Here is a 24,696-nt window from a genome sequence, read left to right as displayed (position 1 = left end):
GTCATGGACGGGAGGACCTACGAATACAAGCTGTTTACCCGCAGCGATTTCAGCGCTTTCTGGGCGCTATTTACCGATAACCTCGTAAACTTGCTGATCCTTTCCGGGGTCTGTCAGTTCGTGTTTCAGATGCCAGCGGAAATCGTCTTCGGCCGCATCGTTCCCGGTGCAGCCATTGCGATTTTAGCGGGCGTAGCTGTCTACACTTACCTCGCCAAATGGGCAGCAACTGTTCAAGGTAAAGACGTAACCGCGTTGCCCTACGGCATCTCGACACCGGTTATGTTTGTCTACTTGTTTGGCGTGATCGGGCCCATCTACTGGGCGACCAACGACCCGATGCTTGCATGGCAAGTGGGCATTGGCGCCGGGTTCATGGGCGGTATCGTTGCTGCTCTGGGTTCCGTGGTCGGACCGTACCTGAAGCGGATCACACCACGTGCCGGTATGCTGGGCACGCTTTGCGGGATTGCATTGGTCTTTATCGGTTCCGTACCGCTGGCGGAAGTTTTTGAAAACCCAATCATTGGCTTTACGTCGCTGCTGTTTATCCTTTGGGGCCTGATCGGTCGTTTCCGCCTCCCGCGTAATGTACCTGCAGGTCTCGTCGCGATTGCTGCCGGTACCGTGATTGCCCTTGTTCTTGGTGAATCCGAAATCGACGTGAGCGGAATTGGATTCTATCCGCCGATCCCCTACATCGGTGACCTCATCGCGGGTGTACAGTATCTGTTCGCAAACCCAGAGCTGTTCCTGGTGCTGATCCCTGTGCAGATCTACAACTTCATCGAAACGATGAACAATGTGGAGTCGGCTGAAGCGGCAGGTGACCATTACCCGGTTGGACTGTGCCAGGTAACGGACGGTGCAGGCACAATGCTGGGTGCGCTCTTTGGTTCACCCTTCCCGACAACCGTTTACATCGGCCACCCAGCCTACAAACGGCTTAACGCTCACGCAGGATACATCGTCGGTGTGGCTGTCGTTATTGCCGCGGCTGCTTTCCTCGGCTTCCTGTCTTTCCTTGCAGGCCTGATCCCGATTGCCGCCGCCGCTCCAGTACTGGTCTTTGTCTCAGTAAGCCTGATCACCAATACGGCCTGGGCTGTAAAGCCGATGCACATGGCAGCGGTATCCTTCGCGATCCTGCCCCACATTTCGGCCTTCCTGATGGTCAAATGGGGTTCGTTGATGAATGCACTGCGCAGTACCGGTGTCGAAGGTTTGCCCTCTCTGGGTGATGAGGGTCTGACTGCGGCCCTTCTCATGGAAGGTGCCCATTACGAGGGGCACCTTGCGCTGAGCCAGGGCGCGATCATCACGGGTCTGATCTGGGGTGCCATTGTGGCCGATGTGATCGACGGCCGCTTCCGGATGGCAGGGGCGTTTGCTGTAGCAGGCGGGCTGATGTCTTCTGTAGGGATCATTCACTCCTACACGCTGCAGATGCCTCAGTTCGACGGGATCACAATCGGCTACCTGATTGTTGGCGCGTTTCTCTACATTTACCCGGTGCTCGCACCGAAAGAAGACCTCGAGCATCGCGTCATCGTACCGGATGAACCTGATCTCATCGATGACGACTCGCCTGCACAACAGGCCTAATCCAAACAGGGGCAGTCGCTGGGCTGCCCCCTACCCTTACCTTTCGTACAATCGAGACGATTCATGACACAGAGATTGCTTCGCGGTCGCCTGCTGACCTTTCATCGCGAACCGCAGAACGGCGAAGATTCCGATGCATACACCTATCTTGAAGACGGTGCATTGCTGATCCAGGATGGCATTATTCAGGATACCGGCCCCTACGCCGAGATCAGCATGAATGCCGGGGGTGTGCCGGTGACAGACCACCGTCCTCACCTGATGATGGCTGGATTTATCGACACGCACGTCCATTTTCCGCAGGTGCAGGTGATCGCCTCGTGGGGGGCGCAGTTGTTGGACTGGCTCAACAACTACACGTTCCCGGAAGAAACCCGGTTCGCTTCGGACGAGCATAGCGCACATATGGCGCGGGCGTTCTACGATCAGCTCCTTTCGCACGGTACGACGACCGCTGTCGCGTATTGTTCGGTCCACAAGGCTTCAGCGGACGCCTTCTTTACGGAGGCTACAAGGCGCAACATGCGCATGCTCGGCGGCAAGGTCCTGATGGACCGCAATGCGCCCGAGGGCCTGCTGGACACACCACAAACCGGATATGATGACACCAAGGATCTAATCAGAGACTGGCATGGTAAGGGCCGGAACGGCTATGTCATTACACCTCGTTTTGCGATCACCTCCACGCCCGAGCAAATGGCCATGGCACAAGCCCTCGCGCAGGAACATCCGGACTGTCACATCCAGACGCATCTGTCGGAGAACAAGGATGAGATCGCCTACACCGCACAGCTATATCCGAGTGCTCGTGACTACCTGGACGTCTATCAGTCTTATGGTCTGTTAGGCCGAAAGACGCTGCTGGGCCACTCCATCCACCTGGAGGCGCGCGAAGTCGACGCCCTTGCGGAAACCGGCGCGCATCCGGTGTTCTGTCCGACCTCAAACCTGTTCCTCGGCAGCGGCCTCTTTGATCATGGTGGTCTGAGCGCGCGTGGTATCTCGAACGGTATAGCTACAGATATTGGCGCGGGCACCAGTTACTCTATGCTCCAGACCCTCAACGAAGGTTACAAGATCCTGCAGTTGCAAGGGCTGGCACTGCATCCTCTGCAAGCCTTCCACTGGGCAACTCTTGGCAATGCCTGCGTTCTGGGGCTGGAAGATAAAATCGGAAACCTGGCGCCTGGTACCGAGGCGGATATCGTTGTTCTGAACGCGCGCAGCACTTCCGCCATGGCACTGCGTATGGATCGCGTTAGCAGTCTTGCCGAGGAGTTGTTTGTTTTGCAGATGATGGGAGATGATCGCGCTATTGAGGCAGTCTACGTTTCGGGCTCGCCAAGTGTCGGATGCCCGGTGAGTACACCAGGTCAGGAAACAGCAAATATCCCTGTAATGACACCACGGTGACACACAGCACGCAATAGACGTTTTGTACAATACATCCTTGGTGCCTATGGCCCAGATCGTGCGAGATTGGATTCTGTCTTGTCGGCAACTTAGTTGACCGGACAGAACCCAACTCCGCATTAGAAACCAGTCAACTAATCGACCACACGCGCCACGGCCGGACGGTCACTGAGCGTTGCCTAGTGCCTCCCAAAGGCCTTCTTCTTCAGCGAAACACTTGGTGGACAGGACGGTTCCATCTTTGCCCAAAGCGCAGACAAAGGGTGAGCCTTCACGCTCTAGCCGTTCCATCACTTCGTTTTGCTCATCCCAAAGGATTTTCAAAGGCAGGCCAAGCTGTTGTGCCAAACCTTCTGTCTCGTGGCGGTGTTCATCGGAATGTGCATAGTTTGAGCTGCAGACGACATGCACACCCGCGATGATTTCAGGGCAAGCCGCATGCAATTGAGCCAAGCGTTCGATTTCCAAATTGCCGTAGTAATTCGAACGGTAAGGTCCGTAGATAACAAGTATTAAAAGTTGCCCTTGGCTCATTGCGGCCAGCTCATCTTGCAGACTAACGGCTTCACCTGAACAGGCGATTTCACCGACGGGATCGGTGTTCGGTAATGTGTAGGTGAACGGGAATGCCTCATTGGTTGGGGCGGGTTCTGTCAACTGCGGTTGTTCACCTGTCAGGGTCCAAAAAAACAGTTTGAGTGCTTCGTATTCGGGCCGCATGGTCCATGCGCCTTCGGCCCAATAAGTCGCCTCTTCGACATCTCCTTCAGCAAGGAATACCTGAGCTTTGACGAAATAGTTGATGGCGAGCAAATCACGCGAGAAACTGACCCGCCCTAACCTGCCACGCGCATCTTCGGCAGCCCTGCTGGCTTTTTTTGCCAAATCGAATTTCTTTTGTTCTAAATACCCGAGTGCCAAGAAATCCAGAAACTCGTCATCATCGCTAATGGGAACCGAGTCATATTTCCTGAGCGGCCTGAAACCTGCTCTGGCAAAAAAGCTTTGCTTCACACCAAGCGCCGTCTGGATTTCAGGGATCAAGTCCGAAAAGGCTTCGAGTTTGCCGAGCGCGAACCTATCTATAAGGGTTGCCCGATCTTCCTCGGTCAATTCGTCGAATTTCACGCGATGCCGAAAGAACGGATCAATGGGTGGCAACAGCCGCAAACCGAATGGGAACCGTTGGTCTTCCCAAAGGTGAATGTTGCCCTCTTCATCTACGAAACGCAAAATACAGCTGTCGGAGGACCGTGCGTCGCAAAGCCGATGGGCAAACACTGTTCGGTTGTCGATCGTCTGAAGCTCCCACCCGACTTTGATTCCGGATCTAAACGCGGGGCTGCCAGGGTAAACATGCGTCACCCGCCAACCCGGTCTATCGTTTTTCTTCTCGTCTTGCCCGGGAACCAGCGTACCTTGCCAGGTCATCGTTACTGCCTTTTGAATTGTTTAAAGAAATAAGCTGGCGATGACAGCCTATCCATCACCCGCATCTATCTTGGCCTTGGAGGCTACTACTTCCGCCCTGACACCTTTGCGGAAAATCAACAAGGTCAGCAGGGTCATGAGCACCAGCACGGGAAAGAGCATCAATTGGGTTGCGCTCAGGCCCATGTAGAGCGGTTTGTTTGCGACCGCTTCAAACAGGTTAAAATGCAGATTGACGTTGTAATAATCATGATCGTCGACGAAATCCGCCCCCTCTCGCCAGGCTCCCTCGTCGCCGGGTTTCAACGTGGTTTTCTTGGTTTTTAGGGTCCACTCATAGCTCAGAACCGCCTCGGCTTCGTTCCAGTCGCCGTAAGTGGAGAATTTTATGAAACGGTTTTCGAAGCTTTGGCCTATCGGCTGTTCCAATGGTGCCGGGACGTTACGCATGACCACTTTGTGAACAGCGTGCATCGGGTCATTTACCTGCGATTGCCCTGCCAGTTCTTCGTCTTCATCGAATTCATATAACTCGCCCGAGACGGCATAAGCATAATGGCTCAGCTTGTCCCACAAACCCTTTTCATCGAACCCGTCCCGCGGCAAATGATATCGCTGCACTAGTTTCAGGACATTGGCGTCAAGATCGTCTTCGACAACCATTTCCTCTGGGTGCGTAGCCCCTGGAAAACGTTTGGCGTACCACTCTTCATAGTTCTCTCGCCGCTCTTCATCATCCTGACCGTCATGCCGCCAACGCCTGTAGTCGGCGTCTATTCCGCGCCAGGTCTCGGTGACATCCAGTATGGCGGCTGTCGGCCCTTCATCCAGTAGAGTGTATTCCTGCAGCACTTCGAATGTGGGTTCATCTGACACCTGCCGGACGATCTCGACCAGCTCTGTGCTGTCGGCCGACAGTGGCAGCCCCCAGGCGAAATCGGTCAGCGGGATGGCCCGACCGATTCCACCTTGCAATAGGTCCGTGGGGTCTGTGAACCAATCACCGTGATCGTCGCGGACGCGAACGATGGCATGGTCGAACACAAAAGGTGATGGCAACATACGTGGCAAGGCTGGGCCAATGTCATGATCCACGATCACCACGTCGGCCTGGATATTCAGCTGTGCCAGCATCGAAATCAATAGCAACGCTTTGTCTTTGCAATCACCATAGGCGCTGGACCAGACAGTACCGGGCGCACGTGGAATCCAGCCCCCTTCACCAATGGACACGCTGAAGTATCTCACACGGTCCTGAACCAGCCGCAGGGCCTGGGTCGCCCGCCATTCAGGGTCTTCGGACTGCGCAGCGATATCTTTAAGTACGGCCACAAGGTCATCCGGCAGCAAGTCCGGTCGGGGTCGATAGTCCTCGGCAAACTGCTGCGCTATCTGCGACCAGCTTTGAAAGGTGGACAGCTGCAACCCGTCATTCGACACATCCCAGTCCTCTGCAGTACGCAGGTTGCGATCGTCTTCTTCGATCTTGTTCAGTGCCCAAGTCAAAACCGTCCGACCGTCAGCTTCACGACGGGTGACGGCGAAATCACTTGTGTGTTCCAGTGCAAACCAAGTTGAGGTGGGAAGGTCGATGCTGGTCCGCCTCAGCTCCCACCCCCAGTCTTTCGGCTTATCGGCAGTAAAATGAAACTGGTCTGGGAAGACCGGTGTCTTGGCCGTTTTTGACCATATCATTTCGACGGAATCCCCTACGCGTAGATCGGCAATCTGGCCGAAATACTCTACGTCACCTTGCATGACACCGGAATCCAGCTTGGGTTCTAGGTTAAGCTCGTTGAACGGCAGCATCAGCTGATCGACAATTCGACCGTCCCGATGAATCCGCAATCGATGTAATGTGGCGCTTTCAAAATTCGGATCTACTTGGAGGCGAATTTCACCAAGGTTTTCCAGCATGGAGCGATCGTGCACGACAAAGACGCTCTGCCGAACGGTCTGATACCCGTCCTGTTCGACGCGCACCTTTTCATCAAAGATGGGAAGCGTCACAGACCTGTCCGCCGTCAACGCGGCCTTTCGGTCTTGCGGCGAGATTTCTTCGTACCATGCGGGCAGGTGTTCATTCCTCAGCAGTTCCGCTTTGGCAGACTTGGCTCCGAATACGTTCAACAAACCCAGCAAAAGCAGGAAAATAATCACCCAGAACGCGATACTGGCGGCATTTGATTGCCACCATTTCTTTTTCTTTTCTTTCGGCACTGTGACGCGTCTGGCATCAGACCACGGCCCTAAACCATTTGCAGTGCGAGAGGCCGCCAAAAGATTTGCTGCGCTGGGTATTTCGGGAACGACATGCATTTGATCTGCCGTCGTCTCAATGATTGTCAGATTGTTTTCACTGTGCACTGCGCGCACGAGGGGCCAATCGATGCGCAAGAGTCGGCCTTCCCGCCAAACCTCGAACCCAGTTTTGTCGCATGTCACGGCGGTTGGGCCCCAATCAAATCCCCGCATCAAACCGTGCCGGAAATAGTGCAGGTGGTGCAGCTTTGGAAGAAACGACCAAATCTGCGCAACCAACGCGACCATAGCCATAGTACCCAGAACGAAGACCAATTGATTGAACAAGACAAAACCCGAAGACTCGACGCGCGCTTGAGTAATACTCCAAAGCAGAAACACTGAGGCGCCAGTCAGAAACAGCACAATCAGATAGCTGAAAAAGGAGCCCGTCCACGCAGGGCAAGCAGTGCCTGTTTTTTTCGACACCTCTTCCAACGCGTGGAAAGCGGATCGGGCGGAGATGTTCTGAAAAATGGCTGAGTTCGGTGCGCCCTGCACTGAAAATCCGCTGTTCCCTGTGGGCCTGCACTCTGCTTTGAGCTTGGTCAGCAGATGTTGGGCATCGTCTTCTGAGGGCAATGGTGTGTAATAGAACCTGTCGGCAGGTCTCTTCCAGATCATGAACCGCCCCATGCGGACGGGTCTGGCGACATGCGCAAAATGCCAAGACTCACTGTGATGAGGTTCTTGGGCCGTGATGTGATCCGTGTTTATGGTGTAAGAGACATGGCTGTCAGCCCTTTCAGCGTGGCTGAGGGTAACGGGTGCCACCCCCCTCCAAATCGCCCAATAGCTGCCCGCACTCAGGGCATATGTCCACATAAAGAGTAAGCACAGCAGAGCAGGCATCAACGGTGCCCATAGCTCTGCACCAGCGGTGCTAAGCGCCAGATCGGAATACCAGATTGCAGCCAGCGCACCGAAAGTTTTAGTGAGAAACTTAACCGAAAAGCCGCAAGCAGCCAGTGTGAGCAACAGGTACAGTTTAAACTGCTGGCGTGCCTGCAGCCGGCACCGCTCCGACCGCAAGTCGCGGGTCAATTCGGTTTCAAGACTGTAGATCGGAGCATTGACAGGCGCCGATGGGATGTCAGGAAAAATCGCGTTCACACCAAAGAATCCCAAAAAACCAATACTCGCCAATAGATTGAATTATCGTGGCAGAATTATGGTTCTTGTGGAATTTACTTGGCGGCTATGTTCGACCAACGCGCGGCCGTGGGGTTGCCAATTCGCAGGGAATCTACCGACCGGGCTGCGATCTGGTCGACCACATCGTCAAGGTCTTGTGGCCCAAGATAGAAGGCAGGTACCGGTGGCATGATCACCGCGCCCATCTCGGTCGCGGCTGTCATATTGCGCAGGTGGGCGAGTGTCAGCGGTGCCTCGCGAGTCAGTAGGATCAAGGGGCGGCGTTCTTTGAGTTGCACGCTCGCCGCGCGTGTCAGCAGGTTGTCGTCTAGGCCCAGTGAGATTGCGGCAAGCGTGCGCATCGAACAGGGTGCGACGATCATTCCGGCAACCGGGACCGAACCAGATGCGATGCTTGCGCCCACATCTTCGGTAGCATGATGCCTTGAAGCCAGATCGCGCAGTTCGTCCAGAGCATTCGCTCCGCATTCCTGCGCCAATGTCAGATGCGCTGCAGGGCTGACGACTAGATCAATCTCGATCCCTTGCCTTGCGAGATTGCGCGCTACCGCAAGGCCAAGCGCTGCCCCTGACGCCCCAGACACCCCCAGTACGACGCGCGGATTGGTCATCGGACCAACTCCGGCATGATCCGATCCAGCAAGTCTGTGGCAAAAGCGGCGTCAGCGTCGGCAGTGCGCATGACCTCCCCCCATTCCCGGTTTGTTTCTGAACCGATTTTGGTGGTTGCATCGATGCCCATTTTTCCCGCCAACCCGGGCTGAGGCGACGCAAAGTCTAGGTAGTCCATGGGTGTATTTTCCAACACCATCACGTCTCGCACCGGATCCATGCGCGTGGCCAGCGCCCAAGCGATATCGTCCCAATTTGCAGGGTCGATATCGGCATCGACGACCACGATCATCTTGGTATAGCTGAACTGCGGCAACATTCCCCAAAGCGCCATCATCACGCGCCGCGCCTGTCCGGGATAGCGTTTGTCGATACTGACTACCGCCATGCGATACGAGCACGCGGCAGGAGGCAGCCAGAGGTCTCGAACTTCGGGGATTTGCGCGCGAATAGTGGGCAGAGAGAGACGGGTGAACACCTCTCCTATGATCGCGGGTTCATCCGGGGGACGTCCAGTGTAGGTGGACAGGTACAATGGTGTTTCTCGGTGGGTCACGGCGGTTACCTGCATAACCGGAAATGGTTCGGCCGGGTTGTAGTATCCGGTGTGATCGCCGAACGGACCTTCGGGGGCGGTTTCGGTGGGCGAGACCCAGCCCTCTAACACAATCTCGGCATCCGAGGGCACCAGCAGCGGGACGGTTTTGGCTGGGACCAGCCGGGGTCGCGTGCCATTCAAGGCACCCGCAAAAGTCAGCTCGGAAACTGTTTCCGGCAGCGGCAACGCCGCCGATAAAAGTGTCGCAGGGTTCGCGCCCAGAACAATAGCCACAGGCATTTTTTCACCGCGGTTCACCCAGCTGCGATGATGTGCGGCCCCACCACGATGAGGCAGCCAGCGCATTATCAGACGAGTTCGATCCAGAACCTGTACCCGATAAATTCCGGCGTTGTACCGGCTGACTGTATCGGCTTCGCTCCCATAAGGGCGAGTCACAACGACCGGCCAAGTGATCAATGGCCCGGCGTCGCCCGGCCAATGGGTCTGAACGGGTAATGTGGACAGGTCGACCTCGGCACCATTGTAGACAACGTCCTGAACCTCTGCCGAACGAACATGTTTCGGTCGAGCCGCCAGCGCCGCTTTCAACATCGGCCAGCGCGACAAAGCATCGCGTAGCCCGTCCGGTGGCGCCGGGCTGCGAAGCGCAGCCAGAAAGGCCCCCAACTCATCCAGACCATCCGGCGAAACGCCAAGCCCAGCTGCGACACGATCGGCTGTCCCGAACAGGTTCACGACCACAGGAATATCCGATCGATCACCCTGAGCGTTAACAGGATGATCGAACCGAAATACCGGGCCTTCAGCTTCAAGCACAGCACGGTGTACGGCAGTCATCTGGTGGCACAGCGACACCGGATCAGACACGGCGCGATATTGGCCAGTGTCGTCGCACCAGCCAAGGAAGTCACGAAGAGTGGGGTATTGCGGCAAGGTACGAATGGGACAGCTCCGGTAGTCTGCCCCTCCCCTAGCAGCGAAATTCTGGCGCAGAATTGACAACCGTCAATTTCCCGCCTTTCGCGCCACCTTAGGACAACAGCACATATCCAAGCCGCTGAGACCGCAGGAGGTCTGTTTGTCCGAGCCCCAAATTCCAATACCGCACTGCCCTGCGCCACTTGCGGCGGCACTTCGGGTTTTACCGCTTGCCCCCCTTTCGCTTTCGCTGACTATGTTTTCGCGTAAAATCGCTCGCAACAATCCCGGGCTATTTCAGCGTCTGGGCGCATATGCCCGGGCTGATTTCGTTCTCGACCCTGTTGACCTGCCGATAGTCCTTTGCCTCAGCCCCAATGACGGTCGACCAAAAGTGACCTTGACCCGAGGTCGCGGCGACGGGGTGGCTCGGATCTCGGGTCCGCTGGCGGCGCTGCTTGGATTGGTGCACGGAGCTTTTGACGGTGACGCGCTGTTTTTCTCGCGTGATCTGGTGGTCGAGGGGGATACGGGTGCGGCCCTCGCCTTGCGCAATGCGGTCGATGACGCCGAACTGGATCTGGCGCAAGAAGCCGCCGCTTTTGCAGGGCCGTTTTCACGCCCGGTGCAACAGCTGGTTGCCCTTGCCGAACGCCAGACCGGCCTCTGCCTGACCCGACCCGAGGATGCCACGATATGGTAATGGAAATTGTTTGTCCGGCGGGCACACCCGCCGCCCTGCGCGCTGCCGTCAAGGCCGGGGCACATACCGTTTATTGTGGCTTCAATGATGAGACCAATGCGCGCAACTTTCCCGGCCTCAATTTCAATCGTGCCGAAATGCGAGATGCGGTAGCATTCGCGCATCGACACGGTTCGAAAGTACTGGTTGCCATTAATACGTTCCCCCGCGCGGGTGATGAGGCGATCTGGCATCGCGCTGTTGCGGATGCCGAATCCAGCGGCGTGGACGCCGTGATATTGGCTGACCTCGGGCTGCTGGATTACACCGCTCGCGCCCACCCTGGCCTGCGGCGACACCTATCGGTGCAAGCTGCCGCCGCAAACGCGGACGTCATCAACTTTTACGCGGACACCTTCGGTGTCAAAAGAGTGGTCCTGCCCCGCGTCTTGTCCGTGCCTGAGATCGCTGCCATCAATGCTGAAACCGAGGTCGAAACCGAGGTCTTCGTCTTCGGTGGCCTATGCGTCATGGCCGAGGGACGTTGTTCTTTGTCTTCCTACGCCACCGGACTGTCGCCGAATATGAACGGCGTCTGTTCCCCAGCCAGCCATGTGGATTACACCGAGGATCAGGGTGTTCTGGACGCCCGCCTAGGCGGTTACTTGATCCACCGCGTCAACAAGGGAGAGCCCGCACCCTACCCCACGTTGTGCAAGGGCTGTTTCACTGCCAGTGACAAGACCGGCCACCTGTTTGAGGACCCCGTCAGCCTGAATGCCGAGCAATTGATCCCCCAACTGCAAAAAGCGGGCGTTACAGCATTGAAGATCGAAGGACGGCAGCGATCTAAATCCTATGTCGCGCAGGTTGTGCAGAATTTTCGCGCGGCGGTTGATGCGCTGGAGGCAGGGCGACCGATGCCCGAAGGGATGCTCGCCCGCCTGTCCGAAGGGCAGGCAATGACAACCGGCGCATACAAGAAAACGTGGAGATAACGCGATGGAGCTCACAGTCGGACCCAGCCAGTTCTTTTGGCCAGCAGAGTTCTGGAGCAGTTTCTATCAGGACTTGGCCCAATTCCCGGTGGACCATGTGGTGATAGGAGAGTTGGTCTGTTCCAAACGCCTGCCTTTCTATCAGGATCACATCCCCGATGCTATTTCTACGCTGATTGCGGCAGGCAAGCAGGTTGCCCTGACCAGCTTGGCACTGGTCACGTTGAAACGCGAACGCAAACTGACTGCAGAGCTGGCTGAGATGGGGGTCATGGTCGAGGTTAACGATCTGACCGCCCTAGCCCATCTGCCCGAAGGCACTGCGTTTACGGTAGGACCGTTGGTGAATGTCTACAATGAAGGGACGCTGCGATGGTTGGCCTCTCGCGGTACACGGCGGGTGTGCCTGCCGCCTGAATTGCCTCTGGCTTCGGTGGAAACATTGACCCGGACCGCTGGCGATCTGGGTATTGCGGTCGAAGTATGGGGCCACGGACGCCTACCACTGGCGATTTCAGGGCGCTGCTATCATGCCCGCTTGCACGGGCGCACCAAAGACAATTGCCAATTCGCCTGCGAAGACGACCCGGACGGATTGGAAGTGCGGACCCGTGACGGCAAGCCCTTTATGGCTATGAACGGCGTGCAGACTCTGTCCGACAGCTATGCCTGCACCGACCATCAGATCGAACAATTGCGGGCGATCGGTGTGTCAGCCCTGCGCCTGTCGCCGCAGTCGCAAGGGTTCCCGCGCCTTTGCGCTTTGTATCGCCAGCGTGTAGATCAGAGCTTACCGAAAGGTGAGGTGGCAAAAGAGATCATGGAAAAAACCCCAGACCTGCGTCTGAGCGATGGATTCCTGACCGGATCATGCGGCGCAGCTTGGTCCGGAGAGATGATCCCTTGACACAAACCGCCCCGGGGCTTGCTGAATCCAGTCTGTACTTGGAAAGGATCGAACAATGAAACTCGCAAGTGTTTCCTCGACACAACAGGGTGAGACAGACCGAATACTCTCGGAACTGGCAAGTGACCTGCGAGCCGCCGGGACCACATTGCGAGGGATCGTCAAAGAGTTGAGCTACACAGCGGCCTACGAAAACGGATGTGACATGAGCGTTAGGGTGCTGCCCGACGGGCCGGTCATCAAGATCACTCAGGATCTGGGTGAAGGATCAGCAGCTTGCAGGCTGAACCCAGTGGCGCTTACCGATGCGGTAGCCCAGGTCGAGCGTAGTGGCTTTGACGATGTCGACCTGTTCATTCTAAACAAATTCGGTCCCGAGGAAGCCGCCGGAAGGGGGTTTTGCGCCGTGATGGCAAAGGCGCTGGAACAGAACATTCCGGTTCTGGTTGGCGTGGGGAGTGCAAATGCCAAATCTTTTCAGGCATTTGCAGGCGGATTGGCTGAGGAATTGCCTGCAGATGCCCAAGTACTAAAAACCTGGTACGGGGCCACGCAGCAGCAGGCCTGACAACAATTCAAAGCCGAAACGAACGCCTTTGTTGGCTTACTCTGCAGCGATTGCTCGCTCGGCACCGGCACCGGTCTGGATCGGAGACCAGTTCAGGTCTCCGTCATAGCGCCAGGCCAGCTTGCCCTGATCATCCATGGCGATCAGATGCAGCCATCCGTTATCAAACAGCGCGCGCACGTCACTGTGTCGCGACAGGATGTCCGACATTGCCTCGCGCGGCGCTTCGATTATCACCGACAGACGCAGCGGGTCGTGCTGAAGGCACTCACCGTCATGCACCGACTGCCAAGGCAGCCCCGGACGCGGCGCTCCGTTGTTGCCCTCAAGCACGCCGATTCCGCCGACCACGTTGTGCAGCAGCTTGTTGCCGCCGCCGAAAAGCTGTGGTGCTACGGTCGACCCATAATATTGCAGGCTGATCCAGCTGACCACGACGACAGGAGCTGTCATGATCAGTTCCAAAACACCAAACCCCTTATCCTTGCGCCAATTGTAGTTGTGCAGGAAGGCCTGGCCTGCCAAATCCGCGCCATCGGTGCGGTGGCGCGGAGCCGCGATAAAAGCCCGACAACCGGCGAGTCCCCATTCCGGGCGTGTCTCGGCCCAGTCCTGCGCCCTCTGCTGAATGTCGGTAGCCTTGTTTGCGCGCGGCAAGCGGGCAGCACGTTCCGCACGAGCCAGTTGCCCGGCAGCGGCTAGCCACTTTTGCAACTGTTTCACGTCACTTGCCCAGTCGCCGTTTGGCAAGCCATGTTCGTACAGGCTGACCCGGTCGGTTGTGGTATAGTGCATCGCTGGCAGGAACACGGTATCTTCCGGAATATCGATCCCCTGCTCCCGCAGCCCCAAGCGCAACTCGGCGTCATTCAGCAATGCTGCCAGCAACCGCGCGTTGACGTCGCCCGCATGGCCGCCGCAAGCTCCGCAATGCAACGCACTTTCATGCGGGTTGTTGGTCACATCTGCGCCATGCCCAGCCAACAGAACAACCCGCGCAAAGTTTTCGGTCAGCGACATGGCTGTCAGAACTGTCTTGGCCATGCCGATACGTGTGTCCAGATCAAGGCTCGGGTCCAGCTGCGGCGCCGGATCCGTTTTGCCTTTACCGCCAAGCCCCATCGCATCGCGCACGAGCTTCCCGGCATACAAAGGTCCGGTGGCCTCGACAAAAGCAAAGGAAGACACGGCGGCCAGTTTGAAACGGCCCCATGCCCGCTTGGCCCGAGCCGTATAACGGCGGGTCAAATCAGCCTTTTCCGGCTCTGAAGCATGCGAGCAAACACCCGGCCGCAACAACACCGGACCGTGCTGCTCTACCACGTCCGACCCGGCTGCTGTATGGGCACTGGCAAGGCCGAAAAAACCGGCAAAGCCAAGGGTTTCTATGCCGCTATCCTGTGCTTCGAACGCTCGGCGGAATACTTCGGACCGCACGTCGATGCAAAACGCGGCCTGCACGTGCGGGCGCTCCTCGATGTTGCGCGCGGCACCCGGCAGCAACCGTTTGGCCAGCTTGCGCTGTTCCGCCCGCTCTGCCGCCTCTTGCAAGACAGCGTCGATAACGAAGTCAGTTGTATGTGTTACTGGGGCTTCATGCGCAGCAACAACCTCGGCCCACTTTTCGGCGATCTGATCTTGATAAAGTTCGAAAAGTGCTTCGTCGAATACCATTCGCAGAGCCAACAGCTCGGTTACGGCGTTGTCCTGTTCGCCCTTCAACTCGGCGTCCCACAACAGATAGCGGGCGTATTGCGCCCACCCGCCCATGGTGCTGAGCCAGCGGTGATAGGCGGTGGCTGCCGCCTCGGTGCTCAGACCCAGCCGTTCGGAAGACCGGCCAATTGCGCGCCAATGCGAGCGGTTGGTAGCTGCAACAAACGCACCGAAGCCTTTCAACCCGTGAATTTCCGGTGTCAGGTCGCGCGTGGCGAAATCGCGCCAGGCGCTGAATGCGCCTCCGGTGCGGGCCTGCTGCCAAAGCGCTTGTCCCTGATCGAAATGGCTGGCCGCCCAGACGCCGATCCGGTCTTCAATCAGACCGGGCCAGTCCGTACCCGAGACCTCGGCCGCCAGTTCGGCCACTGTCGGCAGAGGCTTGGGTTGTGCCGCCTGCTGGCGCACTGCTGCCATGACATCGTCATAGCTTGGAACGTTGAACTGTTCTTCAATTGCCGACAGTGCGCCCAGAATGTCGGCCTCGGTGATCTCACCGGCATCCAGTTTTTCTGCCCAAAGTGACCGTTCAGGCGTGATCCGCGTGCCAGCAACCCGCGCCAACCGGGCCGAGGTGACCGCCAACGGCTCATTCGACTGGCCCAAGAACGGGTTCACTGCAACACTCGCGGACAGAGGAAACAGTGGTGGGATAGCCTTGGCTGCAGCTTTGGCTTCAGCCACCAATTCCAACAGAGGGGCGGGGTAGGATTCGAGTTTGGCAAACATGAATTATGCTCCTTCTCAGGCTGCGGACCGCTTGGACCAACCGTCCAGCAGCTTGTCGAAAATCGCGTTGGCGTAGAGGCCGTTTGACAGGTGCACTCGCAAACCTGCCGCCGCTGGATGCGGAGCCCAAAGCGGAAAGGTCGCCTGTGCGATGGCGACAAGGCCAAAGCTCAGCAGAGCGAGCACGATGAGTGCCCATTCCAACGGACCCGGCGCGGGCGTGGCGGGCAGAGTTCCAGCGGTCATGTACTGAGCGATGACCTGAAGTGCGAAATAGCTGACAGAGGTCACCAGCGCATAGACCACGGTGCGCTGGGTCAACTGGCGCGGGGCAGCATCGGCGAAGCCCTGGGCCAGCAGATAGGCGACTCCAAAGATCAGGATCACACCCAAGGCAATGGCCTGAACCGACTTGCCGTCAAAGCCCAGAGCTGTGCCAACCAGAGCGTAAATCACGATCGCTGTGACAAAGGCCCGTAGAACATTGCTGGCACTGGGCACCGCAATCGGACCGGGCCGGTTAATGGCCGCCACGTTCCGCACGGCCTCTCCCGAACTCAGGAACGCATGCGCCTTGTATAGGGAGTGCGCCACAATATGCAGCAACGCCAGCGGGAACAGGGCAAGGCCGCACTGCATCACCATGAACGCCATCTGCGCAATCGTGGACCAAGCCAGCGAAGTCTTCACCGCAGGTTGCGTCAACATCACCAAACCGCCGAACAATGCGGTAAATCCACCCAACATCACCAGCAGCGCCATCACTCCTGGCGCGACCAGCATCACATCGGCAAAGCGGATCAGCAGGAAACCACCCGCGTTGATCACACCCGCATGAAGCAGGGCGGAAACGGGCGTCGGGGCTTCCATAACCTCGGTCAGCCAGCCATGCACCGGGAATTGCGCTGAGGCAAGAACCGCTGCTATTGCGATCAGCAATGCCGCTGTCGCGGTCAACCAGCCAGCCTGAATCGTTGTCAGGATCGTGTGGATATCAGTTGTGCCAGTTTCGACAATCAGCAAGACCACGGCTCCGGCCAGCGCTCCTTCGCTCAATCTTGCCACGAGTGCCTTCTTACGCGCGGCGCGTTGGGCCGTTGCGCGTTTGGGGTAAAACAGCAGCAGTTTGTGAAGGGCTAAACTGGTGGTCGTCCAAGCAAACAGCAGCTGGATCAGATTGCCTGACATCACCAGTAACAGGACCGACGCCAATGTCAGCGTCATCCACTGGGTGAACATGCCCTGCCGCGTTTCGCCGTCCATATAGGTGGCCGAATAACGCAGGACGATCCAACCGATAAAACTAACCAATACCAACATCACCGCGCTGACGGCATCAAGCCGTATTGACAGTCCAATCCCGAGCAGTCCGATGAGCTCAGAGTTGCCGGGACCCTTGACCACCAGTACTGCTGCTGCCCCGGCAGCGATCAGAAAGGCAACGAAGCCTGCCAGTTCGGCAAGTTTTGGCACCCTGCCAGGGCGCAGCCCCGGATGGAGCCTGGAAAGGATCGCAGCGGCAATTAAAATCATCGGGCCAAGTAGCGGCAGATAGAGATAGTACATTGTGACGTTCCCGAGTTCGTAGGCTTGGCGACGTCAGTTAGGGCAGATTGCTTGTCATTAAAAATTCATTGTTCTGTAAGTTACGTTCTATTAAATAGAATAATATGCCTCTGAATTATCACCATCTGCGGTATTTCTGGGCCGTGGCCCATGACGGGAACCTCACTCGCACGGCGCAGCGGTTGAATCTGTCGCAATCGGCCTTGTCGGTGCAGATCAAGCAATTGGAAGAACGACTTGGACACGACCTGTTTGAACGTCGAGGACGGCAGCTCTACTTGACCGAAGCCGGACGCATCGCGCTGGATCATGCGGATTCGATTTTCTCGACAGGACAAGAACTTGTCGCCACTCTGACTGAGACTGTTCAGACCCGTAGAGCCCTGCGGGTCGGGGCTCTGGCAACCCTCTCGCGCAACTTCCAAATCGGGTTTCTGCGGCCGATCCTATCGCGCATGGATGTCGAGGTGATCCTGCGTTCGGGCGGCCCGACCGAGTTAATGGAGGGACTGCAGACACTGAATCTCGATCTGGTGCTGATGAACAGACCACCGCCCGATGACAGCCTGACGCCGTTTGAAACCCACCAGATTGCCGAACAGCCCGTCAGCATCGTCGGCACGCCCGAGCGGTTGGATCCGGAACGCCCGATCAAGGAGTTGTTGCAGGCTCAGCCTTTCATCCTGCCTACTACCGACAGCAGCGTACGTACTGCGTTTGACGCCATGGCCAGCCGTATGTCAGAGCGCCCACAGGTTGCGGCCGAGGTGGATGACATGGCGATGATGCGCCTGATGGCGCGTGAGGACATTGGACTGGCCCTTGTGGCCCCAATCGTTGTGAAGGACGAACTGACCTCGGGCCGGTTGGTCGAAGCGAAGGAACACCCCCACATCAGGGAAAGTTTCTACGCGGTCACCCTACGCCGCCGCTTCCCCAATCCGCTGGTCCAGGAATTACTGTCACAGGATACAACACCTGCCTTTCGAACCTGATTTCCGCTGCCCTTCATCGGGTGCCCATGTGCAGCGCGTGGATGTGGTTGATGTTAATAATGAAGGTTTCCCAGATGCCTGGTCTCCTTGAAGATTATCCTATTAGTTCGAGATTTTAGCACTAATACTGCAATATAATTGAACTAATGTGCCGCCTACTTCTGCCAAAATTAAAGGGAACCAATGCCTCGCCATTCCGCCGCAAAAGACCTGAGCCTCAAGTGGCTTGAGCTTTTTCAGATCTGTGCTCGAAAAGGATCATTGCAGGCCGCATCCAAGGAAACGGGCCTGACAATCAGCACGGTGTCGCATCATCTTCGCAATCTTGAGGATCACTTGGGCGTTGAGCTTTTCAACCATTCCCGCAGACCCATGGTGCTAACCCCCAAGGGGCAGGTTTTTCTACGCAACATTGATGATGCGCTTTTTGCGATCCGCAAAGCCAAGGCCGAAGCATCAGCCGGAAGCATTGCCGAAGCAAGCCTTCTTCGTGTTGGGAGCATCGAAGACTTCGACAGCGATATTGTTCCTGAGCTGGCCGTTTTCCTGTCGCAGCATATGCCGAACTGCGATTTCATGTATCAGACGGATTCAAGCCATACGATCATAGAGATGCTACGCAATCGGCATCTTGATCTGGGCATTACAACCACGCCGAATGACCGAACGCGTGACTTGCAGGAACGACCTTTGCTGCGCGATCCATTTGTCGTGGTTCTTCCGCGCATTTGCGAGCATCCCGTGTCGGACATAGTAGAAGGTCGCAGTCCCCTGCCCTTTCTGAAATTTTCAAGCAATCTAATCATTGCCCGCCAGATCGACTCGCAGATGCGTCGGCTTGGCTTGTCCTCTGTGTCCAGTTTCGAATGCAGCAACAACCAGACGCTTATGGCGATGGTGGCCGCAGGGGCCGGGTGGACGATCACAACACCCTTGCTGTTTTCGCGCGCCCAGCGATTTCAAAGTAGGCTTCGGATGCATCGATTTCCGGGCAAGAGTTTCTCACGCACATTGGCCATTGTAGCCACGCCGGATTGCTCAAGATCCGTGCTGGAATTGGTGGATGGCAAGATGCGAGCCCTCATCACCGAACACGCGATTTCTCAACAATGCCAAAGCAATCCCTGGCTGGAAGAAAGCTTCCGGCTGATCTCTTGATGGGCCTGCCTCTTGCTAGGCATTTGGGTGCAATCAGGGATGAAGAATGTTGAACCGAGCGCGTATCTCCTGTTCCTGCGCGGGCGTCAAGTACACAGGGTTGTGCTCGTTCAGGATTTCCTGCGCGCGTTCTCGGGCCCGGGTCCAGGCATCCTGTGCTCCCTTTAACGCCCATGTCCGCGGCTCGTCCCGGTCTGCAAGTGATGGGTAAAAATAGTCGCGCTCCATCGCGGCATAGGTCTGCTGGCCGCCCAGAAAATGACCATCGCCCAAAACCGCATCGCAAATGGCGTTAAAGCCCAGGTTTTCTTCCGTTACCTCGATACCCCGAAGGGCGCGATAGGTGTTCGAGTGCATTTCGTCGTCCAGCAAAAAAGCTTCAAAGCTTGCACCCAACAGAGACGCGGTCATACCTGAGCTTTCATAGATCAGGTTGCCTCCGGCAAGCGCCGCAGCCATTGACGTGATCCCCTTTTCCATCCCGTATTGCGCGTCGATCGCCTTCGCATCCGTCATCGAGCAAGCCACTCCAGACGGCAGCCCCAGCCAGTTCGACAGCTGCGCCGACGCCGCGTTGAGCACAGCGGTTTCCCCACTGCCGCCGGAAAACGCACCTGTCCGCAGGTCAATCACTAACGGCCAGTTGGAAAAAACCATCGGATAGCCGGGCTGGATGGCATGCACCATCAGCAGGCTGGCCAATGTTTCGGCCAGCGACTGCGCCAGAAATCCGGCCAGTGTAGCGGGTGCGGTCGCCCCGGCCTGAGCGGCAGTGATGCAGGATATCGGGATGTTGTGCCGGATGCACTCATAGACCACATCTACCGCGTCCTCGCCGTAGCGCATTGGCGAAATCATTGGGCTGATATGGGCCTTCATAAAGGGGCGTTTGGCAAATTCTCCCGGCCCACCTGCTGCGATGTCCAGCATCTCGACAATCGGGGCCACATATTCCGCCAGCGTGAATGACGTCGCCGTTGGCTTTGTGGTGTTTTTAAGTAAGGCAAAGGCGGTGTTGACGTCCAGGTCGTAATTGTCCGGCACATCGGTCGCGACACAGCAGCGGGTGTACCAGCTGACATTCGCCAGCGTGTCCTGAAGCCTAGTAAACTTGTGCAGGTCATCCAATGTCGAGGGTCTGTAAACGCCGCTTTCCATGTCCAGCGTCTGAACGGCGGCACCCCCGGTTCCAAAATAGACCTTGTTGCCGCCCACCTCGATTGAACGGGCCGGGTCCCGACCATGCAGAACGAAGGTCTTGGCCGCCTGATCAATGGCCTCTTCCACTAGCGCAGGGGGAAACAAAAAGCGCCCCTCGCCATTGTCGATTGCCCCGATGGTCAACAAGTCGGCCTGCAGGCGATCGGGCACTTCGCCGACACCAAGTTTTTCAAGCAGATCCAAAGCGGTGTCGTAGATCATGCGAAGGTCTGCTTCGCTGAGTGGCCTGTACGCGCCACCAATCTGACCCGGTGGACAAGGGTCAACAAGCGGTTTCGCCGAGCGCTGTGCCAGTCGCTCGCGGCGACCTCCTCTCTTTCCACGCTGCCCGGTCATGTTCGCTCCTTTTGCATCCAGACTTGGGCGCGATAGAAGAAGCGCCGACCTACTCTATTCAACGGCCACAGGTAGTATAATGAAAAAATCGAATCTAGATTTCGAAATAATTTGAATAATACGCATATCATTGCGAATTGCGGCAATGTGCAGGCCTATCTCGGCCAAACGACTGTCGGAGGCACTCTTCACATGAAAACCCATACCAAGGTTGTTGTCATTGGCGGTGGAATTGCCGGATGCTCAACACTTTACCACCTGACCCAAGAGGGCTGGAGCGACGTTGTCCTGGTTGAGCGCAACGAGCTGACCAGTGGTACGACCTGGCACTCGGCCGCGCAAGTGACCAACTTTGGCATGAATCAGACTATGGTCGGGCTGAAGACGCATTCGATCAATCTTTATAAAAAGCTGTCCGAAAACCCCGAGTATCCGATCAATTACCACCATGCGGATGGCGGCATCCGTTTGGCCAACACTGAGGCCCAGATGCAGGGCTACCGCCATTTTGCCTCGATGGCGCGGGGCATGGGTGTTGAGTTCGAGGTTATCGATGCCGAAGAATGCGCTCGCCGTCACGCGCTGATCTCGACCACCAACCTGCTGGGCGGGCTGTGGGATCCGCTGGACGGAGATATTGATCCGGCCCAGCTCTGCCAGGCGCTGGCCTATCATGCGCGCAAGGCTGGGGCCGAAGTATACCGCAACACGCCAGTCACCGCGCTGACCCAGCACAAGGACGACACTTGGACCGTGCATACCGAGCATGGTGACATTGATTGCGATATCGTCGTCAATGCCTGCGGTTATAGGGTTAATGAAGTGGGGGCGATGATGGGTGTTCATCACCCAGTCGCCTCGATGGAGCACCAATATTTTCTGACCGAAGACATCCCCGGCATCGCCGAAGCCGGACACCGGATGCCGCTGCTGCGCTGCCCGATCTCGGATTACTATAGCCGTCAGGAAAAGGGCGGGTTGCTGGTCGGGTTCTACGAACAGGACTGTAAACCCTGGGGCATGGACGGGATCGACCCGAACTTCGTCAACGCGCTCTGCCCGGATGATTTGGACCGAGTCATGGACGTGCTGGCGGGTGCATTTGAACGCATGCCCGCGCTGGAAGAAACCGGCATCCGATCCATCGTTAACGGCCCGATCACTTATACAATCGACGGTGCACCTCTGGTCGGACCGATCCCCGGTAAGAGAAATGCTTTCTGTATCATCGGACTGCGCGCGGGTCTGGGCGAAGGCGGCGGACATGGCTGGTTGCTGGCACAGCAGATCGTGCACGGTGAAGCCTGTTATGACACATGGTGCCTCGATCCGCGCCGCTTTACCGGTCACGCCAATGTAGAGCTGACTTCGCTGAAAGCAATCGAGGACTATCAAAACGAATTTCGCTTTCACTTCCCGCATGAACACCGACCAGCGGGGCGCCCAGCGAAGACAACGCCTCTGACGCCGATTCTCGCCGCGGAAGGTGCCGAATTTACGGTCGTGAACGGCTGGGAGCGGGTCGACTACATCAAGCCCGCTCCGGATTTTCACCCGAGCCTGACCTTCGATTTTGATGAAGCCTTTGACGTGGTCGCAAGTGAGATCAGGAACGTCCAGAACAATGTCGGCCTTTGCGAGGTCAACGGCTTCAACCGGTTTGAAATTACCGGTACCGACCGCCACAACTTTCTGGATCGTATGTTCTGCGGCAACATCACCAAACGCGTGGGCCGGGTTGGGTTGGGCTATCCGCTGAACCATCACGGCATGGTCAAAGCTGAAGCCACAGTCGCCAACCTGCCCGCGAGCGACCGCGGTCCCGACCGGGTCTGGTATGGCTCGGCAGCAGCGAGTGAATACCATGACATGGATTGGCTGACCCAGCATCTGCGCGATGATGAGGATGTACAAATTCGGTCGTTAACCAACGATCAGACAATCCTGGTGCTTGCAGGCCCCAAGGCGCGGGACGTGCTGTCCGCATGCGCGCGCGGCGATTGGTCGAAAGAGGCCTTTCCCTGGCTCTCAGTTCGCGAGTGCTTTGTCGGCTTTGCACCAGCTACAGTGATGGGCGTGAGTTTCTCGGGCGAGTTGGCCTACGAGATTCATGTACCCAACGCCTCGCTCTATGCCGCCTATCTGGCGCTGCGCGCGGCAGGTGAGGCGTACGGCATGAAGCTGTTCGGCGCGCGCGCGGTTGAATCGATGCGGATGGAGAAAGGCTTTCTGCATTGGAAGGCTGATATCCTGACCGAGTTCGATCCGTTCGAGACGGCACTTGATCGGTTTGTCAAGCTGGACAAGGGCGATTTTGTCGGCAAGGAAGCCTTGGTGCGCCGGCAAGCCGAGGGGCTGCGCAAAAAACTGGTGACACTGAAGATCGATGCCACCCATGCCCCTGCGCATGGTGGCGCTTCGCTGCTGCAAGGAGATCAGGTTGTCGGGACTATCACTTCGGGCGACTGGGGGCACCGCACCGGGTTGAACCTTGCCTATGCGTTTGTGAACCCCAATCTGGCCTCGGAGGGCAGCACCATGCAATTGGACCTGTATGGAGACCTTGTAGCAGCGGAGGTCATCGCGCCGTCGCCTTATGATCCAGATTGTACTCTCATGCGTGGCTGAACCTGTCATGATAGAGGTTTGCGTCACGCTTCTGGTGGATTAGAGCTTTGTCACAATAGAACTGACATCGGTGTAGGACGTCCTGCGTGTCGCCACACGGATGAACACCGACATCGGTGTTGTGGCCTTTGCTCCTAGTCCAAATGGAAATCCTTAAACTGTCCGTTCCTTATTTAGCAACGACAGACGACTATTTTACGCAAGCCTTGGCACCCGCTCAACAAGGTTGCCCTCTGTGATAGGAACGTCTTTAATGACACCTCTGTCTAAGTGTCGAACCTAGTCCAGCTTTCCTTCGATTGAGATGGTATTGGCGAGGGTGCGGATGTCGCATCTAACAGGACGCCAATCCAAACAACTCTTCGGGGTTATCTACCAGTGCCCGACGGCGAAAGGCGCCAGGTATCCATCCAAGTACAACATCCAGAAGCTCTGCATCGTCAGGATAGTCCTCGGTTCGCGTCGCCATATTGTGAGGCCAATTTGTACCCCAGACGATCCGGTCGGGGGCATACCGTGCGATTTCGCGCGCAACCAAACCAATGTCGGCATAGTCCGGCTTTCCGAACCGGGACGACTCGTAGCAACCTGCGAATTTAATCCAGCAGTTGCCCCGATCAATCAGGCGCTTCAATGTATCGACTTGTGGACTGTCCGGCGTAACGCCGCAAAAGAATTTACCATGATGATCAATTACATAACGGCTTTGCAGCGATTGCAGACAAGATTCATGTTTTTGGATATGGCTACCATCGAACTGAACAGCGATGGCCAGCCCGAACGATGCCGTCTTGGCATCAACGTCCCTCAATTCCCTTAGGCCAATAGCGCCTCCGGGCAGATCCATGACACGCGCGCCGACAATGCCAGCGTCAACCAGAGTCCGAAGCTCGGTTTCGCTTGTACCTGCGTGGATCGCCCCGACGCCAACTGCACGACCGGCGGCCTGCCGCAGTACGTCCAACAGGCAGGCATTGTCGCGCTGATAGGCATTAGCGACAGTGACGATGAACCGATCTATTCCCAGCCAATTGGCGACCTGCAAATATTGCTCAAGGTTCGGGCAACCGTCCGGGACGTCCGGGCCGCCGGGTTGGGCTGAATACCCCTTCTGGTAAATATGCAGCTGTGTATCCACCGCCCCCTTTGGCAACTGAGTTTTCGGAGGGTCTCCGGTCAGTTTGCGGCACAGCAT

17 protein-coding genes are annotated in these 24,696 nt (G+C 57.0%); 9 read left to right on the top strand and 8 right to left on the bottom strand.

What is annotated here, in order from left to right; genetic code table 11:
• Positions 1-3 precede the first annotated feature (3 nt).
• Both ABLN94_RS16450 and guaD read left to right on the top strand, forming a co-directional pair.
• Entirely contained in the window at positions 4-1,605 is a 1,602-nt protein-coding gene (locus ABLN94_RS16450; RefSeq protein ID WP_352994285.1) for a xanthine/uracil/vitamin C permease, read from the top strand.
• 63 nt (positions 1,606-1,668) lie between these two features.
• Complete coding sequence (gene guaD, locus ABLN94_RS16445; RefSeq protein WP_352994283.1) at positions 1,669-3,018, top strand: guanine deaminase; 1,350 nt, start codon at positions 1,669-1,671, stop codon at positions 3,016-3,018.
• A gap of 165 nt (positions 3,019-3,183) precedes the next feature.
• Here guaD and ABLN94_RS16440 read toward each other — a convergent pair whose 3' ends face one another.
• From ABLN94_RS16440 to ABLN94_RS16425, 4 genes are all read right to left on the bottom strand, one after another.
• A complete protein-coding gene (locus ABLN94_RS16440) occupies positions 3,184-4,449 on the bottom strand; it encodes a hypothetical protein (protein ID WP_352994280.1) in 1,266 nt (421 codons plus the stop codon).
• A 48-nt stretch (positions 4,450-4,497) separates the two neighbouring features.
• Positions 4,498-7,863, bottom strand: coding sequence for a DUF3857 domain-containing transglutaminase family protein (locus ABLN94_RS16435; RefSeq protein ID WP_352994278.1), 3,366 nt, complete (start codon positions 7,861-7,863; stop codon positions 4,498-4,500).
• 74 nt (positions 7,864-7,937) lie between these two features.
• Positions 7,938-8,516: a UbiX family flavin prenyltransferase gene (locus ABLN94_RS16430; RefSeq protein ID WP_352994276.1), complete on the bottom strand. Its 579-nt coding sequence runs from the start codon at positions 8,514-8,516 to the stop codon at positions 7,938-7,940.
• Positions 8,513-10,021, bottom strand: a complete 1,509-nt coding sequence (locus tag ABLN94_RS16425) for a UbiD family decarboxylase (RefSeq protein WP_352994372.1) — start codon at positions 10,019-10,021, stop codon at positions 8,513-8,515. Before ABLN94_RS16425 ends, ABLN94_RS16430 begins: the two co-directional genes overlap by 4 nt.
• Before the next feature lie 136 nt (positions 10,022-10,157).
• On the opposite strand from ABLN94_RS16425, the gene ubiT reads away from it, so the two are divergent.
• Genes ubiT through ABLN94_RS16405 form a run of 4 tightly spaced genes read left to right on the top strand, consistent with a single transcriptional unit; the run spans position 10,158 to position 13,152 of the window.
• Positions 10,158-10,700 carry a ubiquinone anaerobic biosynthesis accessory factor UbiT gene (ubiT, locus tag ABLN94_RS16420; RefSeq protein WP_352994274.1) on the top strand — a complete coding sequence of 181 codons (543 nt, stop codon included), beginning with the start codon at positions 10,158-10,160 and terminating at the stop codon, positions 10,698-10,700.
• Positions 10,700-11,677, top strand: coding sequence for a ubiquinone anaerobic biosynthesis protein UbiU (gene ubiU / locus ABLN94_RS16415; RefSeq protein WP_352994370.1), 978 nt, complete (start codon positions 10,700-10,702; stop codon positions 11,675-11,677). Before ubiT ends, ubiU begins: the two co-directional genes overlap by 1 nt.
• 4 nt (positions 11,678-11,681) lie before the next feature.
• Positions 11,682-12,584 (top strand): ubiquinone anaerobic biosynthesis protein UbiV, encoded by a 903-nt coding sequence (ubiV, locus tag ABLN94_RS16410; RefSeq protein WP_352994271.1) that lies wholly within the window; start codon positions 11,682-11,684, stop codon positions 12,582-12,584.
• A gap of 55 nt (positions 12,585-12,639) precedes the next feature.
• Positions 12,640-13,152 carry a DUF2478 domain-containing protein gene (locus ABLN94_RS16405; RefSeq protein ID WP_352994269.1) on the top strand — a complete coding sequence of 171 codons (513 nt, stop codon included), beginning with the start codon at positions 12,640-12,642 and terminating at the stop codon, positions 13,150-13,152.
• 36 nt (positions 13,153-13,188) lie between these two features.
• Here the strand turns inward: ABLN94_RS16405 and ABLN94_RS16400 are convergent, their stop codons facing one another.
• Entirely contained in the window at positions 13,189-15,597 is a 2,409-nt protein-coding gene (locus ABLN94_RS16400) for a YbcC family protein (RefSeq protein ID WP_352994267.1), read from the bottom strand.
• Between the two features lie 15 nt (positions 15,598-15,612).
• Entirely contained in the window at positions 15,613-17,163 is a 1,551-nt protein-coding gene (locus ABLN94_RS16395) for a proton-conducting transporter membrane subunit (RefSeq protein WP_352994264.1), read from the bottom strand.
• Between the two features lie 104 nt (positions 17,164-17,267).
• Here ABLN94_RS16395 and ABLN94_RS16390 point away from each other — a divergent pair, with 104 nt between their 5' ends.
• Together ABLN94_RS16390 and ABLN94_RS16385 are read left to right on the top strand one after the other, a co-directional pair.
• Complete coding sequence (locus ABLN94_RS16390) at positions 17,268-18,158, top strand: LysR family transcriptional regulator (RefSeq protein ID WP_352994262.1); 891 nt, start codon at positions 17,268-17,270, stop codon at positions 18,156-18,158.
• A gap of 183 nt (positions 18,159-18,341) precedes the next feature.
• On the top strand, positions 18,342-19,316 hold the full coding sequence (locus ABLN94_RS16385; protein ID WP_352994260.1) for a LysR family transcriptional regulator: 975 nt from the start codon (positions 18,342-18,344) through the stop codon (positions 19,314-19,316).
• A 33-nt stretch (positions 19,317-19,349) separates the two neighbouring features.
• On the opposite strand, the gene ABLN94_RS16380 is transcribed toward ABLN94_RS16385, so the two are convergent.
• The gene (locus tag ABLN94_RS16380) at positions 19,350-20,873 is read right to left on the bottom strand and encodes a trimethylamine methyltransferase family protein (protein ID WP_352994257.1); all 1,524 of its coding nucleotides are present in this window, start codon (positions 20,871-20,873) and stop codon (positions 19,350-19,352) included.
• A gap of 192 nt (positions 20,874-21,065) precedes the next feature.
• Here ABLN94_RS16380 and ABLN94_RS16375 point away from each other — a divergent pair, with 192 nt between their 5' ends.
• Positions 21,066-23,501: a GcvT family protein gene (locus ABLN94_RS16375; protein WP_352994254.1), complete on the top strand. Its 2,436-nt coding sequence runs from the start codon at positions 21,066-21,068 to the stop codon at positions 23,499-23,501.
• A 334-nt stretch (positions 23,502-23,835) separates the two neighbouring features.
• Here ABLN94_RS16375 and ABLN94_RS16370 read toward each other — a convergent pair whose 3' ends face one another.
• On the bottom strand, positions 23,836-24,696 hold the full coding sequence (locus ABLN94_RS16370; RefSeq protein WP_352994251.1) for an amidohydrolase family protein: 861 nt from the start codon (positions 24,694-24,696) through the stop codon (positions 23,836-23,838).

Origin of the sequence: Ruegeria sp. SCP11, from assembly GCF_040329455.1 — a bacterium.
GTDB lineage: Bacteria > Pseudomonadota > Alphaproteobacteria > Rhodobacterales > Rhodobacteraceae > Ruegeria > Ruegeria atlantica_E.
Note: the sequence above shows the minus strand (reverse complement) of the source record. Positions and strands in the feature narration are given on the sequence as shown.

Coding starts and splice junctions, on each gene's coding strand:
- ubiV (WP_352994271.1), top strand. CDS start 11,682: ATGGAGCTCACAGTCGGACCCAGCCAGTTCTTTTGGCCAGCAGAGTTC.
- ABLN94_RS16450 (WP_352994285.1), top strand. CDS start 4: ATGGACGGGAGGACCTACGAATACAAGCTGTTTACCCGCAGCGATTTC.
- ABLN94_RS16400 (WP_352994267.1), bottom strand. CDS start 15,597: ATGTTTGCCAAACTCGAATCCTACCCCGCCCCTCTGTTGGAATTGGTG.
- ABLN94_RS16385 (WP_352994260.1), top strand. CDS start 18,342: ATGCCTCGCCATTCCGCCGCAAAAGACCTGAGCCTCAAGTGGCTTGAG.
- ABLN94_RS16370 (WP_352994251.1), bottom strand. CDS start 24,696: ATGCTGTGCCGCAAACTGACCGGAGACCCTCCGAAAACTCAGTTGCCA.
- ABLN94_RS16430 (WP_352994276.1), bottom strand. CDS start 8,516: ATGACCAATCCGCGCGTCGTACTGGGGGTGTCTGGGGCGTCAGGGGCA.
- ABLN94_RS16380 (WP_352994257.1), bottom strand. CDS start 20,873: ATGACCGGGCAGCGTGGAAAGAGAGGAGGTCGCCGCGAGCGACTGGCA.
- ABLN94_RS16440 (WP_352994280.1), bottom strand. CDS start 4,449: ATGACCTGGCAAGGTACGCTGGTTCCCGGGCAAGACGAGAAGAAAAAC.
- ABLN94_RS16390 (WP_352994262.1), top strand. CDS start 17,268: ATGCCTCTGAATTATCACCATCTGCGGTATTTCTGGGCCGTGGCCCAT.
- guaD (WP_352994283.1), top strand. CDS start 1,669: ATGACACAGAGATTGCTTCGCGGTCGCCTGCTGACCTTTCATCGCGAA.
- ABLN94_RS16375 (WP_352994254.1), top strand. CDS start 21,066: ATGAAAACCCATACCAAGGTTGTTGTCATTGGCGGTGGAATTGCCGGA.
- ABLN94_RS16405 (WP_352994269.1), top strand. CDS start 12,640: ATGAAACTCGCAAGTGTTTCCTCGACACAACAGGGTGAGACAGACCGA.
- ABLN94_RS16395 (WP_352994264.1), bottom strand. CDS start 17,163: ATGTACTATCTCTATCTGCCGCTACTTGGCCCGATGATTTTAATTGCC.
- ubiU (WP_352994370.1), top strand. CDS start 10,700: ATGGAAATTGTTTGTCCGGCGGGCACACCCGCCGCCCTGCGCGCTGCC.